Source organism: Trabulsiella guamensis ATCC 49490 (assembly GCF_000734965.1).
Taxonomy (GTDB): Bacteria; Pseudomonadota; Gammaproteobacteria; order Enterobacterales; family Enterobacteriaceae; genus Trabulsiella; species Trabulsiella guamensis.
The window spans coordinates 55,255-70,561 of sequence record NZ_JMTB01000100.1; the positions used below are offsets into that span (position 1 = coordinate 55,255).

The 15,307-nt window shown below is 53.2% G+C and carries 12 protein-coding genes; 6 read left to right on the forward strand and 6 right to left on the reverse strand.

Annotated features, from left to right (window positions below; genetic code table 11):
- The first annotated feature begins 300 nt into the window (after positions 1-300).
- The 4 genes from nagE to GTGU_RS16775 all read left to right on the forward strand — a co-directional run bounded on the left by nagE (position 301) and on the right by GTGU_RS16775 (position 6,389).
- Positions 301-2,322, forward strand: a complete 2,022-nt coding sequence (gene nagE, locus GTGU_RS16760) for an N-acetylglucosamine-specific PTS transporter subunit IIBC (RefSeq protein ID WP_038159562.1) — start codon at positions 301-303, stop codon at positions 2,320-2,322.
- A gap of 183 nt (positions 2,323-2,505) precedes the next feature.
- Entirely contained in the window at positions 2,506-4,173 is a 1,668-nt protein-coding gene (gene glnS, locus GTGU_RS16765) for a glutamine--tRNA ligase (protein WP_038159566.1), read from the forward strand.
- Between the two features lie 421 nt (positions 4,174-4,594).
- The gene (gene chiP / locus GTGU_RS16770; protein WP_038159569.1) at positions 4,595-6,007 is read left to right on the forward strand and encodes a chitoporin ChiP; all 1,413 of its coding nucleotides are present in this window, start codon (positions 4,595-4,597) and stop codon (positions 6,005-6,007) included.
- Positions 6,008-6,053: 46 nt separating this feature from the next.
- Positions 6,054-6,389: a ChiQ/YbfN family lipoprotein gene (locus GTGU_RS16775; protein WP_038159571.1), complete on the forward strand. Its 336-nt coding sequence runs from the start codon at positions 6,054-6,056 to the stop codon at positions 6,387-6,389.
- A gap of 103 nt (positions 6,390-6,492) precedes the next feature.
- Here GTGU_RS16775 and fur read toward each other — a convergent pair whose 3' ends face one another.
- The 4 genes from fur to ybfF form a co-directional block, all read right to left on the reverse strand.
- A complete protein-coding gene (gene fur / locus GTGU_RS16780; RefSeq protein WP_004885952.1) occupies positions 6,493-6,945 on the reverse strand; it encodes a ferric iron uptake transcriptional regulator in 453 nt (150 codons plus the stop codon).
- A gap of 293 nt (positions 6,946-7,238) precedes the next feature.
- The gene (gene fldA / locus GTGU_RS16785; RefSeq protein ID WP_038159576.1) at positions 7,239-7,769 is read right to left on the reverse strand and encodes a flavodoxin FldA; all 531 of its coding nucleotides are present in this window, start codon (positions 7,767-7,769) and stop codon (positions 7,239-7,241) included.
- A 150-nt stretch (positions 7,770-7,919) separates the two neighbouring features.
- Positions 7,920-8,213 (reverse strand): LexA regulated protein, encoded by a 294-nt coding sequence (gene ybfE, locus GTGU_RS16790; protein WP_038159580.1) that lies wholly within the window; start codon positions 8,211-8,213, stop codon positions 7,920-7,922.
- A gap of 133 nt (positions 8,214-8,346) precedes the next feature.
- Positions 8,347-9,114 carry an esterase gene (gene ybfF / locus GTGU_RS16795; protein WP_038159583.1) on the reverse strand — a complete coding sequence of 256 codons (768 nt, stop codon included), beginning with the start codon at positions 9,112-9,114 and terminating at the stop codon, positions 8,347-8,349.
- Positions 9,115-9,297: 183 nt separating this feature from the next.
- Between ybfF and seqA the strand changes: the two genes are divergently transcribed.
- On the forward strand, positions 9,298-9,852 hold the full coding sequence (seqA, locus tag GTGU_RS16800; protein ID WP_038159586.1) for a replication initiation negative regulator SeqA: 555 nt from the start codon (positions 9,298-9,300) through the stop codon (positions 9,850-9,852).
- A 24-nt stretch (positions 9,853-9,876) separates the two neighbouring features.
- Positions 9,877-11,517 (forward strand): phosphoglucomutase (alpha-D-glucose-1,6-bisphosphate-dependent), encoded by a 1,641-nt coding sequence (gene pgm / locus GTGU_RS16805; RefSeq protein ID WP_038159589.1) that lies wholly within the window; start codon positions 9,877-9,879, stop codon positions 11,515-11,517.
- A gap of 78 nt (positions 11,518-11,595) precedes the next feature.
- Here the strand turns inward: pgm and potE are convergent, their stop codons facing one another.
- On the reverse strand, positions 11,596-12,915 hold the full coding sequence (gene potE, locus GTGU_RS16810; protein WP_156964202.1) for a putrescine-ornithine antiporter: 1,320 nt from the start codon (positions 12,913-12,915) through the stop codon (positions 11,596-11,598).
- Positions 12,909-15,092, reverse strand: a complete 2,184-nt coding sequence (gene speF, locus GTGU_RS16815) for an ornithine decarboxylase SpeF (RefSeq protein ID WP_038159594.1) — start codon at positions 15,090-15,092, stop codon at positions 12,909-12,911. The genes potE and speF overlap by 7 nt, the downstream gene beginning before the upstream one ends.
- Positions 15,093-15,307 lie beyond the last annotated feature (215 nt).

Consider the following 15,307-nt stretch of genomic DNA (forward strand, 5'->3'; position numbering starts at 1 on the left):
AAGCGTTGGCGGATTGGTACCGATACTCTGTTAAGGGTAACCTGGTTTGCCAGCGAAAGGGGACAATCCGTCTTGATTTTTTGAATGATAAAATAAGTTTTGGCTGTTAGCCAGCGAATGGGAGGGGTTATTACGATATTTGGTGATTATAATCACAAAAAACGGGTGTTTAATTTGCGAGACGAATTAATTTTCCACACACTCTGAACGTAGGTGATAAATCGCCACGCTTCAAGGTTTGTTACACAATAAAAAAACGGCTTTGAATGAGTCTGAACGGGGTCTCATAGGGGGAAGAAAGTGAGTATTCTAGGTTATTTACAAAAAGTAGGCCGCGCACTCATGGTGCCAGTGGCCACGCTGCCGGCCGCAGCCATCCTGATGGGTGTCGGCTATTGGATCGACCCGGTAGGCTGGGGTGGTGAGAACGCGCTGGCGGCGTTCTTCATCAAATCCGGCTCTGCCATTATCGACAACATGTCCGTACTGTTCGCTATCGGTGTTGCTTACGGTATGTCTAAAGATAAAGACGGTGCAGCAGCACTCACCGGCTTCGTCGGTTTCCTCGTTTTAACGACACTCTGCTCGCCAGCTGCCGTGTCGATGATCCAAAAAATTCCGGCGGACCAGGTTCCGGCGGCGTTTGGTAAAATCAGCAACCAGTTCGTGGGTATCCTGGTGGGTATCATCTCCGCGGAACTGTACAACCGCTTCTCAGGCGTAGAGTTGCCAAAAGCGCTCTCCTTCTTCAGCGGTCGTCGTCTGGTGCCGATCCTCACCTCCTTTGTGATGATCGTTGTGGCGTTCATCATGATGTACATCTGGCCGGTTATCTTCGACGGTCTGGTGAACTTTGGTGAACACATCCAGAAACTGGGTTCCATCGGTGCGGGCGTCTACGCCTTCTTCAACCGTCTGCTGATCCCGGTAGGTCTGCACCATGCGCTGAACTCTGTATTCTGGTTCGATGTTGCGGGTATCAACGACATTCCAAACTTCCTGGGTGGTGCACAGTCCATCGAAGCAGGTAAAGCGGTCGTCGGCATTACTGGTCGTTATCAGGCCGGCTTCTTCCCGATCATGATGTTCGGTCTGCCTGGCGCTGCACTGGCTATCTACCACTGCGCACGTCCGGAAAACAAAGCGAAAGTTCTGGGTATCATGATGGCGGGTGCCTTCGCAGCCTTCTTCACGGGTATCACCGAACCGCTGGAATTCTCCTTCATGTTCGTTGCGCCTGTGCTGTATGTCATTCACGCCATCCTGACAGGTATCTCCGTGTTCATCGCGGCTAGCATGCACTGGATTGCGGGCTTTGGCTTCAGTGCCGGTCTGGTGGATATGGTGCTGTCTTCCCGTAACCCGCTGGCAACACACTGGTACATGCTGATCCCGCAGGGCCTGGTGTTCTTCGTGATCTACTACCTGGTGTTCCGCTTCACCATCACCAAATTCAACCTGATGACCCCGGGTCGCGAACTGGCGGTTGCCGGCAGCGAAGCGGATGGTCAGGATGTGAATCTGAGCAATGGTAAAGATCAGGATGTCGCAGGTCTGGCGCGTCAGTACATCGCCGCTGTTGGTGGTTCTGATAACCTGACTGGCATCGACGCCTGTATCACCCGTCTGCGTCTGTCCGTAAAAGACTCAAGCCTGGTGAACGAAGCACTGGCTAAACGCCTGGGCGCAACCGGTGTTATCCGTCTGAACAAGACCAGTGTGCAGATCATCGTGGGCTTCGTGGCTGAGAAAATCGCTAACGCAATGCACACTACCGGCCCTGTCGCGGCAGCAGAAGCAGCTCCGGCTGCAGCGCCAGCACAGGCGGCGGCAAAACCGCAGGCCGTGCCGAATGCGGTCACTATCGCGGCACTGGTTTCCCCAGTGACAGGTGAAGTGGTGGCGCTGGATCAAGTCCCTGACGAAGCCTTCGCCAGCAAAGCGGTGGGTGACGGTGTGGCAGTGAAACCGACGGAAAGCGTTGTGGTTTCTCCGGCTGCGGGCACGATCGTGAAAATCTTCAACACCAACCATGCGTTCTGCCTGGAAACCGACAAAGGCGCAGAAATCGTTGTCCACATGGGTATCGATACTGTCGCACTGAACGGCGAAGGCTTTAAGCGTCTGGTGGAAGAGGGGGCGGAAGTGACGGCAGGCCAGCCCATCCTGGAGATGGATCTGGACTTCCTGAATGCCAATGCGCGCTCGATGATTAGCCCGGTGGTTTGCAGCAATATCGATGACTTCAGCGGCCTTGTCATTAAGGCACAGGGTCATGTCGTTGCAGGCGAAACCGCGCTGTATGAGATTAAAGGCAAGTAATCGCTCCTGAGCAAGCAACTGCATGCCTTAAGCGGCGGGGATTTCCTCCGCCGCTTTTTTTTGCAGCGATCAGTCCCCAGATAGTTCTTCAGTGAGGTATTTTCCGCAACTAATGGTTGTCTCTTCGACTGGCTTATAAGATCATATGCCGTTATACGTTGTTTACGCCTTGAGGAACCCACGATGAGTGAGGCTGAAGCCCGCCCGACAAACTTTATTCGTCAGATCATTGATGAGGATCTGGCCAGTGGTAAGCACACCACGATCCACACGCGTTTCCCGCCAGAGCCGAACGGTTATCTGCACATCGGTCACGCGAAGTCTATCTGCCTGAACTTCGGCATCGCCCAGGATTATAACGGGCTGTGCAACCTGCGATTCGATGACACCAACCCGGTAAAAGAAGATATCGAATACGTCGAGTCCATCCAGAATGACGTGCAATGGTTAGGTTTCCACTGGGCAGGCAAAGTCTGCTATTCGTCGGATTATTTCGATCAACTGCATCACTACGCGGTTGAGCTGATCAACAAGGGTCTGGCTTACGTTGACGAACTCTCTGCGGACGAAATTCGTGAGTACCGCGGCACACTGACACAGCCGGGTAAAAACAGCCCGTACCGTGATCGTAGCGTGGAAGAGAACCTGGCGCTGTTCGAAAAAATGCGTGCGGGAGGTTTTGAAGAAGGTAAAGCCTGCCTGCGTGCGAAGATCGACATGGCATCGCCGTTCATCGTGATGCGTGATCCGGTGCTGTATCGCATTAAGTTTGCCGATCATCACCAGACCGGCAGCAAGTGGTGCATCTACCCGATGTATGACTTCACCCACTGCATCAGCGATGCGCTGGAAGGCATTACTCACTCGCTGTGTACGCTGGAATTCCAGGACAACCGTCGTCTGTACGACTGGGTGCTGGACAACATCTCTATCCCGGTCCATCCGCGTCAGTACGAGTTCTCTCGCCTGAACCTGGAATACACCGTCATGTCCAAACGTAAGCTGAATCTGCTGGTGACCGACAAGCACGTGGAAGGCTGGGATGACCCGCGTATGCCAACCATCTCCGGTCTGCGTCGTCGTGGCTACACCCCGGCGTCGATTCGCGAGTTCTGCAAGCGCATCGGCGTGACCAAGCAGGACAACACCATCGAGATCGCCTCGCTGGAATCCTGTATTCGTGAAGATCTCAACGAAAACGCGCCGCGTGCGATGGCGGTTATCGATCCGGTGAAACTGGTTATCGAAAATTACCCGCAGGGCGAAAGCGAAATGGTGACCATGGCCAACCATCCGAATAAACCGGAAATGGGTAGCCGTGAGGTACCGTTCAGCGGTGAAATCTGGATCGACCGTGCTGACTTCCGCGAAGAAGCCAACAAGCAGTACAAGCGCCTGGTGCTCGGCAAAGAGGTGCGCCTGCGTAATGCGTATGTCATCAAGGCAGAGCGTGTGGAGAAAGATGCCGAAGGCAATATCACCACCATTTTCTGCACCTACGATGCGGATACGTTGAGCAAAGATCCGGTTGATGGCCGTAAAGTGAAAGGCGTGATCCACTGGGTCAGCGCAGCACATGCGCTGCCAGTTGAGATTCGCCTGTATGATCGTCTGTTCAGCGTGCCGAATCCGGGCGCAGCCGATGACTTCCTCGCGACTATTAACCCGGAATCGCTGGTGATTAAACACGGTTTCGCTGAGCCGAGCCTGAAGGATGCGGAAGTGGGTAAAGCGTTCCAGTTTGAGCGTGAAGGCTATTTCTGTCTCGACAGCCGTTATGCGACTGCGGACAAACTGGTGTTTAATCGCACTGTGGGTCTGCGAGACACCTGGGCGAAAATCGGCGAGTAATTCGTCATTCCAGTAAAGACGCCGCTTAGCGCGGCGTTTTTTTTCGCTTATCAATCATGATGTTACATTTAATTAACATTCGCGATGCGAATTAATACTATTTGCATACAACCTTTTTTAAATCTGTTTTGATAAGAAAACCTGAAATCTCATCCTCTCATCAACGCATTTTCCTGAATACGTAGCAATTTCTGGTGAATTTTCCTGGGGATGTTCTTTGTTACAAAGTGCAATCAATTATGTGCGCTTTGTCATAGTCTTGTCATTTTGTGCCATAAAGTGATTGATAATTCGCGTCGCGAAAAATAGTCTACTCATCAGTAGCAGCGCGGGAATTTCCCCGACTACTTTTTCACATTTTTATTTTTTATCGCTGTTCGCCTTTTGAGCAGCGTTTTTAAAAGTCAAAGAGGATATACACATGCGTACGTTCAGTGGCAAACGTAGTACGCTGGCGCTGGCTATTGCAGGCGTCACCGCATTGTCGGGCTGGGTTGCGGTTCCGCAGGCCAGTGCAGCAGGCTTCATCGATGATTCAACCTTAACCGGCGGCATCTATTACTGGCAGCGTGAGCGTGACCGTAAAGACGTGACCGACGGTGACAAATACAAAACCAACCTGTCTCACTCCACCTGGAACGCCAATCTCGACTTCCAGTCTGGCTATGCCGCTGATATGTTCGGTCTGGATATCGCCGCCTTTACCGCCATTGAAATGGCAGAATCCGCGGAAAGCGGACACCCGAACGAAATTGCATTCTCCTCTGTCAACAAAGGGTATGACGAAGATTACTCTGGTGATAAGAGTGGGATTAGCCTCTATAAAGCGGCAGCAAAATTCAAATATGGCCCGGTATGGGCGCGTGCGGGTTACATTCAGCCGACAGGGCAAACCCTGTTAGCGCCGCACTGGAGCTTCATGCCGGGGACTTACCAGGGCGCGGAAGCCGGCGCAAACTTTGATTATGGCGATGCGGGCGCGTTGAGCTTCTCCTACATGTGGACCAACGAGTACAAAGCGCCGTGGCACATTGAAACCGACAAGTTCTACCAGAACGACAAGAAAACCAAAGTTGATTACCTGCACTCTCTGGGTGCCAAATACGATTTCAAAAACGATCTGGTGCTGGAAGCGGCGTTTGGTCAGTCTGAAGGGTTTGTCGATCAGTACTTCGCAAAAGCCAGTTACAAATTTGATGTCGCTGGTTCTCCGCTCTCCACCAGCTATCAGTTCTATGGCGCACGCGATAAAGCGGACAACAATACTATCAACGATATCTACGACGGGACCGCATGGTTACAGGCGCTGACCTTCGGCTACAAAGTGGCGGATGTGATTGACCTGCGACTGGAAGGCACCTGGGTTCGTGCGGAAGGTCAGCAGGGTTACTTCCTGCAGCGTATGACTCCGACTTATGCGTCCTCCAACGGTCGTCTGGATATCTGGTGGGATAACCGCTCAGACTTCAACGCCAACGGCGAAAAAGCGGTTTTCTTCGGCGCGATGTATGACCTGAAAAACTGGGATCTGCCTGGCTGGGCAGTCGGTGCCTCTTATGTTTACGCGTGGGATGCGAAACCGTCTGACTGGTTTATCAACGGTGCGGGCCAGCGTGAAGACATGGCTTCCAACAAAATCAAAGAATCTGCCTACAGCCTGGATGCGATGTACACCGTGCAGGAAGGCCGTGCCAAAGGCACTATGTTCAAACTTCACTTCACGCAGTACGACAACCACTCTGATATCCCGAGCTGGGGCGGTGGTTACGGCAACATCTTCCAGGATGAGCGCGACGTGAAATTCATCGTCATCGCACCGTTCACTATTTTCTGATGCCAGCAGGAGCGGGGTGACCCGCTCCTGACATAAGGACGACAAAATGAAGAAACTCATTCTTATCGCTGTCATGGCATCGGGTCTGGTTGCCTGCGCACAGCCGACGACGCCAGCGCCAAAGGAAGACAGCCGTCTTAAAGAGGCCTACAGCGCCTGCATTAACACAGCGGAAGGTAACCCGGACAAAATCGAAGCCTGTCAGAGCGTGCTGAACGTACTGAAAAAAGAGAAAGCGCACGAGCAGTTCGCCACGCAGGAAACCGTGCGTACGCTGGATTATCAGCAGTGCATTCAGGCAACACAGACCGGAAATGACCAGGCGGTCAAAGCCAAATGCGATCGTATCTGGCAGGAAATCCGCAGCAACAACAAACAATAACCGTTTCGAACGTCAGGAAAGGCCCGCGCTGCGGGTCTTTTTTTGGCTGAAAGATGGCAATAAAAAAGCCAGCCCGGAGGCTGGCTTCTGGGGTCTCTGAAGATTACTTTTCCACGGCGTCATGCGCGTGTTCATCTTCGCGGCAGTCGCCTTCAGCGCAGTGACCATACAGGTACAGGCTGTGGTTAGTCAGGCGGATGCCATGGCGTGAAGCAATTTCACGCTGACGCGCTTCGATAGAGTCATCGCTGAACTCGATCACTTTGCCGCAATCCAGGCAGATCAGATGATCATGGTGATGCTGCTGCGTCAGTTCGAAAACCGATTTGCCGCCTTCAAAATTGTGGCGGGTTACGATACCCGCGTCATCAAACTGGTTGAGAACGCGATAGACCGTTGCCAGCCCAATCTCTTCACCCATGTCAATCAGACGCTTATATAGATCTTCCGCACTGACATGGTGGTTATCCGGCTCCTGGAGCACTTCCAGAATCTTCAAACGTGGAAGCGTGACTTTCAGGCCGGCCTTCTTTAATGCGGTATTGTTGTCAGTCATGCGGAATCTGTCCTGTTGCTAAACGTTCACTTCCTTAAGCGGAAGTCTCACAGAGAATGCGCCCGGTAGAATGCGTCTCAATTATAGAACTGCCATGTATAAATGAAAACTGCAAGCGCCTGGCATACTATGCTTTCAAAAACGAGGCACTACCAGCAAAGCTAATCAACGAACCTCGTTAAATCAGCCGTTATTGTACAGGCATGCGCTTAAAAGTTAAAAATTTGTAGCGATAAATTCGATTGCTTTTATCTATTAATACGGTGTGATCTATCAATCACACCGCTCACAGCTTATGCGTTTTTAATGGCTTCCAGATTAAGCTCTTCCGCAACCTGTTTGACCCACTTCTCAACGCGTTCGGCAGTCAGTTCCGGCTGACGATCTTCGTCAATGGCCAGACCCACAAAGTGGTCGTCATCCGCCAGCCCTTTCGAGGCTTCGAAATGATAACCGGCTGTCGGCCAGTGACCGACAATGATCGCGCCGCGTGGTTCGATGATGTCACGGATGGTTCCCAGCGCGTCGCAGAAATATTCAGCGTAGTCTTCCTGGTCGCCACAGCCAAACAGGGCTACCAGTTTACCGGTAAAGTCTATCTCTTCCAGCGACGGGAAAAAGTCGTCCCAGTCGCACTGTGCTTCACCGTAGTACCAGGTCGGAATACCCAGCATCAGGAGATCGAACGCTTCGATATCTTCTTTGCTGCTTTTTGCAATGTCATGCACGTCGGCAACGTCTTTACCAAGCTGTTTTTGAATCATTTTCGCGATATTTTCGGTATTACCGGTGTCGCTGCCGAAAAAGATGCCTACGATTGCCATGAGTAAAATAACCTCTTGAAACTAAATGATATGGTGGTGGCACATTGCCCACAGATAAGGGCAATCATAGCAGAACAGAGAAGTGCACGGAAACAGCAATCACGCCGGACTGCACTCTCTGCTACATGAAAATATGTTTTTTGTGGTGTTTCAGACGTTATCCTGGCGATGCAGGCTGGCAAGCTGGCTCAAGAGGATCTCTTCGATGAGTTCACTGCGGCTCATATTGCGGGCATCGGCCAGTTCATTTAACGCGTCCACGGCATCGCTGTTGAGCTTGAGCTCAACACGCTTCAGGCCGCGAACTTTATCGCGTTTGAGCTGATTGCGCTTATTGATGCGTAACTGTTCATCACGCGAGAGCGGATTGGTTTTCGGTCTTCCCGGGCGACGCTCATTTGCGAACAAATCTAATGTCGTACGGTCCGTTTGTTCTTTTGCCATGATTCAGAGTGACTTCGGGGAAACAAACAACCAGGCCATTGCCCGGATGGATAGCGCGCCATCATACATCAGCGAAACCCCCACGCCAACGACCGCAGCCATTCTGGCGCGCGGTCGCTGAGTTTTTAAGCATTCAGGCGTCGGCAAGGTAGCGGCGAATGGCGCGCAGTACCGCATCAGGTTTTTCCGCATGCACCCAATGGCCTGCACCGGCAATCACATGCGCCCGCGCCTGTGGGAACTGGGAGAGCAATGCGTCGCGGTACGCGTCGGTGACATAAGGCGAGTTGCCGCCAGGAATAAACAGGGCAGGGTGGTCCCAGGCCGGAATGGTTTCCCAGCCGACGATGTGAGGATACTGTTCCCACAACACCGGTACGTTAAAGCGCCACTCGCCATCGACAAAGGATTTCAGCAGAAACTGAATCACCCCTTCTTCTTTTAACTGCCTGCGCATCACGCCGGCGGCCTGTTGACGGCTGGAGGCGCCAGCGTCGGTCACGGCACGAATGGCGGCGAAGATCTGGTCATGGCGGCGAACCTGGTAATCCACTGGCGCAATATCAATGGCGACCAGCTTCTCGACCCGCGACGGAGCCAGCGCGGTCAACGCCATCGCCGCTTTGCCACCCATCGAGTGACCGACGACAATTGCCTTTTCCAGGTGGTGTTCGTCCAGTGTGTCGAGCAGATCCTGCGCCATTGCCGGGTAATCCATGACCTCTGAACGTGGCGACAGACCGTGGTTGCGCATATCAACCTGGTAAACATCGTGGTCGCTTACCAGGTCGCGGGCCAGTACGCCGAGGTTGTCGAGGCTGCCAAACAGACCATGTACCAGAAGGATGGGAGAATTCTTGTGCGGGTTTTGTGCAGTTTGCGCTCGGGTATTCAAAATCATAGTAAAGTTCTTTATTTCGCTCTGTCGGGTTAGGGTATCATGGTGAACATTCTGCCGCCCGGCTGCAAGACCAGGAACTAATCTGGTTTTTGCCGCCATCCTGGTTTGACGCTATCCGCGGTTGGGTTTTGTACTTATAATCCCAACGACTTGTATTCAGAAAAGATATATCACTGGATTAAGATGAAAACGATCGAAGTTGATGACGAACTCTATCGCTATATTGCCAGCCACACGCAGCACATTGGCGAGACCGCATCCGACATTTTACGGCGTATGCTCAAGTTTTCCGCCGTAACGCAATCTGCTGCTCCGGCCCCCCGCACGGTTTCAGCACCCGCAACCGCCCAGGCGCCGGTCACCGACGCTAAGCCTGCCAACCCGACGAAAGACAAAGTCCGCGCCATGCGTGAACTGCTGCTTTCTGATGAATACGCAGAACAAAAGAAAGCGGTAAACCGCTTTATGCTGGTGCTCTCCACGCTCTGGAAACTGGACAACAACGCGTTTGCCGATGCGACGGAATCGCTCCACGGTCGTACCCGGGTTTATTTTGCGGCGGATGAGCAAACGCTGCTGAAAAATGGCAATCAAACAAAGCCCAAACAGGTGCCTGATACGCCATACTGGGTAATAACCAACACGAATACGGGCCGTAAATGCAGCATGATCGAACACATCATGCAGTCAATGCAGTTCCCCGCGGAATTGATTGAAAAGGTTTGCGGTACAATTTAACCCTTGCATAAGAAGGACCAGGCAATGGCAAACCATCCGCGTGCAGGTCAGCCTGCACAACAGAGTGATTTGATTAACGTCGCTCAACTGACGTCTCAGTACTATGTGCTGAAACCGGATGTTAACAATATTGAACATGCGGTGAAATTCGGCACGTCCGGCCACCGTGGCAGTGCCGGGCGTCACAGCTTTAACGAACAGCATATTCTGGCAATTGCCCAGGCCATTGCTGAAGATCGCGCTAAAAATGGCATCACCGGGCCGTGCTTCGTGGGCAAGGATACCCACGCGCTATCGGAACCGGCGTTCATTTCGGTGCTTGAAGTACTGGCCGCCAACGGCGTTGATATCATCGTGCAGGAAGAGAACGGTTTTACGCCGACCCCTGCCGTCTCTAACGCCATTCTGGTTCACAACAAAAAAGGCGGCGCGCTGGCGGACGGTATCGTGATTACGCCATCCCATAACCCACCGGAAGACGGTGGTATCAAGTACAACCCACCAAACGGCGGCCCGGCGGACACTAACGTCACCAAAGTCGTTGAAGACCGCGCGAATCAACTGCTGGCGAACGGCCTGAAAGACGTGAAACGCATCACGCTGGATGAGGCCTGGAAAAGTGGTCGCGTGAAGGCGCTGGATCTGGTGCAGCCGTTTGTGGAAGGCCTCGCGGATATCGTCGACATGGCGGCTATCCAGAAAGCGGGCCTGAAACTGGGCGTTGATCCGCTCGGTGGCTCCGGGATCGAATACTGGAAACGCATTGCTGAATTCTACAAACTTGATCTGACCATCGTGAACGATCAGGTCGATCAGACTTTCCGCTTTATGCACCTCGACAAAGACGGCGCAATCCGCATGGACTGCTCCTCTGAGTGCGCAATGGCGGGCCTGCTGGCGCTGCGTGACAAGTTCGACCTGGCGTTTGCTAATGACCCGGATTACGACCGTCACGGTATCGTCACCCCGGCCGGGTTGATGAACCCGAACCATTACCTGGCGGTGGCGATCAACTACCTGTTCCAGCATCGCCCGCAGTGGGGCAAAGAGGTGGCGGTCGGTAAGACGCTGGTTTCCTCCGCAATGATTGACCGTGTGGTTAACGACCTTGGCCGCAAACTGGTGGAAGTGCCGGTAGGCTTCAAATGGTTTGTTGACGGTCTGTTCGACGGCAGCTTTGGCTTCGGCGGCGAAGAGAGTGCAGGGGCCTCTTTCCTGCGTTTCGACGGTACGCCATGGTCGACGGACAAAGACGGCATCATCATGTGTCTGCTGGCGGCTGAAATTACTGCAGTAACCGGTAAGAACCCGCAGCAGCATTACGATGAACTGGCGCAGCGTTTCGGCGCGCCGAGCTACAACCGTCTGCAGGCGGCGGCAACGTCAGCGCAGAAAGCCGCGCTGTCTAAACTGTCGCCGGAAATGGTGAGCGCCAGCACGCTGGCAGGTGATCCGATCACCGCGCGTCTGACCGCAGCACCTGGCAACGGGGCATCCATCGGCGGTCTGAAAGTGATGACCGACAACGGCTGGTTTGCCGCACGTCCGTCAGGTACGGAAGATGCGTACAAAATCTATTGCGAAAGTTTCCTCGGTGAAGAACATCGCCGCAAGATAGAGAAAGAAGCGGTAGAGATTGTCAGCGAAGTGCTGAAAAATGCGTAAAAAAGAACAGGCTCCGAAAGGAGCCTGTTTTGTTTTATGTGATGACGGTAGCGGCTATGCCGCTACCGGGAGAACAGATTAACTGTGTTTGTTCTTGAGTTCGAAGCGCGGTGATACCAGACCGTACAGTGTCCAGCCGAGGAAGGTCGCCAGCGCACCCCACAGCATCGCTTCTTCCCCTGAGGAGTAGAGCGCATAGAAGCTGTACAGGGCACCGATGAACGCCACCACGTTCGCAACACGGGCTTTGCCTGCATCCACATTCGCCACTTTCTGAATAATGACCAGCGCGGCCATCGACAGAATGTACGGAATGATGTTGGTCACCACCGCCAGGTTAACCAGTACGTTGAACTGGCTGTTCAGCGACGGGCTAATGGTCATCAGTGACAGGGCAGACTGCAGGATCACGATAGTCAGCATTCCCTTCAGCGGAGCATTCGCTTTAGAGACATAGGAGAAGACTTTCGGGAAATAACCTTCATCTGCAGAGGATTTAAACACCTGGGCGATGGTGAACTGCCAGCCGAGCAGTGAGCCGCAGCAGGACATCACCATCAGCGCCATGATCACTTTACCGACTTCCGGGGTGAACATCTGCGCAAACGCCAGACCAAACGGCGCGGTAGAGTTCGCCAGATCCATGTTCGGCACGATACCGGCAATCACGTTGGTTGAGACGATGTAGATCACCGCCGCCCCCAGCGTACCGCCCAGTACGGCGATCGGCACGTTACGTTCCGGGTTTTCCACCACATCCATGTTGGCACAGGCAGATTCCAGACCGAGGAAGGCCCACAGCGTCATGGCGATAGACGAGCCCACTGCGCTGAAGAACGGCACGTGATGCGGGTTCCAGGAGTTAGCGTACAGGGTCGGGCTGAACCAGAACCAGCCGATAACGCACAGACCCACAACCGGGATAATCACCCCCCACACAGTCACGCTACTGATCTGCCCGGTGATGCGTGCACCGCCGAAGTTGGCAACAGTACACAGCCACAGCACCCCGATGGTAGCCAGTGCAATCTGCACCGGCGACAGGGTGACACCGAGTAATTCGGTGCCGTAGCCTACTGCGGAGATAGCGATTGCCACGTTAGCGATCAGCAGTGATACGCCATAGGTGTAGTTCGCCATAAAGTTTCCGGATTTGCCGAACGCATATTCGGCATAACCGCCCATCCCGCCTGATTTGCGGCTGAACATCCCGCATTTTGCGAAAGCGTATGCCAGCGCCGTCGATCCTACCGCAGTAACCAGCCAGGAGATGATGGAGATGGTCCCCACTTCTGCCAGTTTGGTGGGCAACATGATGATGCCGGAGCCCATCATGTTCACTATCGTCAGGATGGTGAGCTGTATAACGCCCATCTTATTGGATTTGCTGCTCATAATTTTTCCCCTTTGGTGTCGCGAGGCGTGATGACATAGCACCACACTTCTTTACGACCTTCATGTTCCTGGATGTAGACCCCCTGCAGCTCTGGCGCGAAACCAGGCAGCAGGTTGATGCCTTCTTCCAGTGCTGTGAAATACTTCAGAACGGCACCACCCCAGATTTCGCCCGGGACAACACACAGTACGCCCGGCGGGTAAGGAAGTGCGCCTTCAGCGGCAATGCGACCTTCGGCCTGCGGCAGCGGCACGAGGTCAACTTCGCCACGAAGGTAGGCGTAGTTGGCTTCCTGCGGATTCATGCTGACGCGCGGGAAGTGTGATTTACGGAACATCTCTTTTTGCAACTGCTTAACGTTGTTGCGAGCGTACAAATCGTGCATCTCCTGGCACAGCTGGCGCAGGGTATAGCCTGCGTAACGCTCTTTATGTTGATTGTAGATGGATGGCAGAACATCCTTCAGCGGCGCATCAGATTCGAGCAGTTTTTCGAAACGAACCAGGTGCGCGACCAGTTGCTGCAGCTTGGCCATATCTTCAGCCGGGGTCAGCAGGAACAGGATGGAGTTGAGGTCGCATTTTTCCGGGATCACGCCATTTTCACGCAGGAAGTTGGCAAGGATGGTCGCTGGAACGCCAAACGATTCATATTCGCCGCTGGCAGTATTAATGCCTGGCGTGGTGAGCAGCAGTTTGCATGGGTCTACGAAGTACTGATTCGCAGCATAACCTTCAAAGGCATGCCAGTGTTCGCCAGGAACGAACTGGAAGAAACGCAGGTCGCTGGAAATGGTGGCGGCATCGTAAGACTGCCACGGTTTACCGTCGACCATCGCCGGTACAAACGGGCGAATGTGTTTACAGCTGTCGAGGATCATCTTACGGGCATTGACGCCGTTAACCACGCAGTCCATCCACATGTTGCGACCGCTTTCGCCTTCATGCATTTTGGCGTTGATATCCAGAGCGGCAAACAGCGGGTAGAACGGGCTGGTTGAGGCGTGCATCATAAAGGCGTTGTTAAGACGCTTATGCGGAACATAACGAGACTGGCCTTTGATATGGCTGTCTTTTTTATGGATCTGCGATGTCTGAGAGAAACCAGCCTGTTGTTTATGAACGGACTGGGTCACCAGGATACCCGGATCGTTTTCATTCAGCTCCAGCAGCAGCGGGGAGCAATCCGCCATCATCGGAATGAACTGCTCGTAGCCGACCCATGCGGAGTCAAACAGGATGTAGTCGCAAAGATGACCAATCTTATCCACCACCTGGCGGGCGTTATAAATGGTACCGTCATAAGTACCTAACTGAATCACGGCGAGGCGGAACGGACGGGCGTCGTGTGCGCGTTTCGGTGCCACTTCACCTATCAGATTACGCAGATACTCTTCTTCGAAGCAGTGCGCATCGATACCACCGATAAAACCGTACGGGTTACGTGCGGTTTCCAGGTAAACCGGCGTCGCACCGGCCTGCAGCAGCGCGCCGTGGTGGTTTGATTTATGGTTGTTACGGTCAAACAACACCAGATCGCCCGGCGTCAGCAGCGCGTTCAGCACCACTTTGTTTGAGGAGGAGGTGCCATTCAGCACGAAGTAGGTTTTATCGGCGTTAAACACTTTGGCCGCATGCTGCTGTGCGGTGCATGGTGCACCTTCGTGAATTAACAGGTCGCCCATCGCCACATCGGCGTTGCACAGGTCAGAACGGAACAGGGTTTCGCCGAAGAATTCCACGAACTGGTTCCCGGCCGGGTGACGACGGAAAAATTCGCCGCCCTGGTGCCCCGGGCAGTCAAAGGCGCTGTTGCCTTGCTTCACGTAATCAACCAGCGCACGGAAGAATGGCGGACGCAGCTGAGTTTCATATTTGTGTGCCGCCGCTTCCAGCTGACGACCATAGAATTCGTTGCGGGTCTCGTCGTGTTCAAACACGCCCTGGACACGTGCCAGATATTCTGACGGGACCACTTCGTCTTTATTAATAGAAATAAATACCGGGATGTTATAGCCGGTGGAATTTAATTTATCGAGCATGCCGCACTCAACATCTTCGATAGTCAGGACCACGGCGGCAACGTCGATAAAATCGGTTTCAGAAGTATTTACAATGCTGCGCTGAGTTGAAAAACAATCAGGGCAAGTACGGCTAACAGCGATTTTTAATTCAGTCATTTTTAATCTCTTTAATTTCAGGTAATAACAGGTCCTCAATTTCCCTGATGAGAAACTGATTATTCCGGAAAAAAGCAATACCACTCCGCTGATGAATAAATCAGTAGGTTGCTTTTTTTTAGGTGTAATAAATCCCGCCAGCCCGGTTGCTGGAAATAAAGGATCTATTCAGATGAGCGCAATGAGCTACAGGCGTGTGCCTGCATTAACGAGGA

What these genes read in the sequence shown, in the direction of transcription:
- pgm (WP_038159589.1), top strand. Translation starts at nt 9,877, where the DNA reads ATGGCAAACCATCCGCGTGCAGGTCAGCCTGCACAACAGAGTGATTTG.
- speF (WP_038159594.1), bottom strand. Translation starts at nt 15,092, where the DNA reads ATGACTGAATTAAAAATCGCTGTTAGCCGTACTTGCCCTGATTGTTTT.
- glnS (WP_038159566.1), top strand. Translation starts at nt 2,506, where the DNA reads ATGAGTGAGGCTGAAGCCCGCCCGACAAACTTTATTCGTCAGATCATT.
- GTGU_RS16775 (WP_038159571.1), top strand. Translation starts at nt 6,054, where the DNA reads ATGAAGAAACTCATTCTTATCGCTGTCATGGCATCGGGTCTGGTTGCC.
- ybfF (WP_038159583.1), bottom strand. Translation starts at nt 9,114, where the DNA reads ATGATTTTGAATACCCGAGCGCAAACTGCACAAAACCCGCACAAGAAT.
- chiP (WP_038159569.1), top strand. Translation starts at nt 4,595, where the DNA reads ATGCGTACGTTCAGTGGCAAACGTAGTACGCTGGCGCTGGCTATTGCA.
- fur (WP_004885952.1), bottom strand. Translation starts at nt 6,945, where the DNA reads ATGACTGACAACAATACCGCATTAAAGAAGGCCGGCCTGAAAGTCACG.
- ybfE (WP_038159580.1), bottom strand. Translation starts at nt 8,213, where the DNA reads ATGGCAAAAGAACAAACGGACCGTACGACATTAGATTTGTTCGCAAAT.
- seqA (WP_038159586.1), top strand. Translation starts at nt 9,298, where the DNA reads ATGAAAACGATCGAAGTTGATGACGAACTCTATCGCTATATTGCCAGC.
- fldA (WP_038159576.1), bottom strand. Translation starts at nt 7,769, where the DNA reads ATGGCAATCGTAGGCATCTTTTTCGGCAGCGACACCGGTAATACCGAA.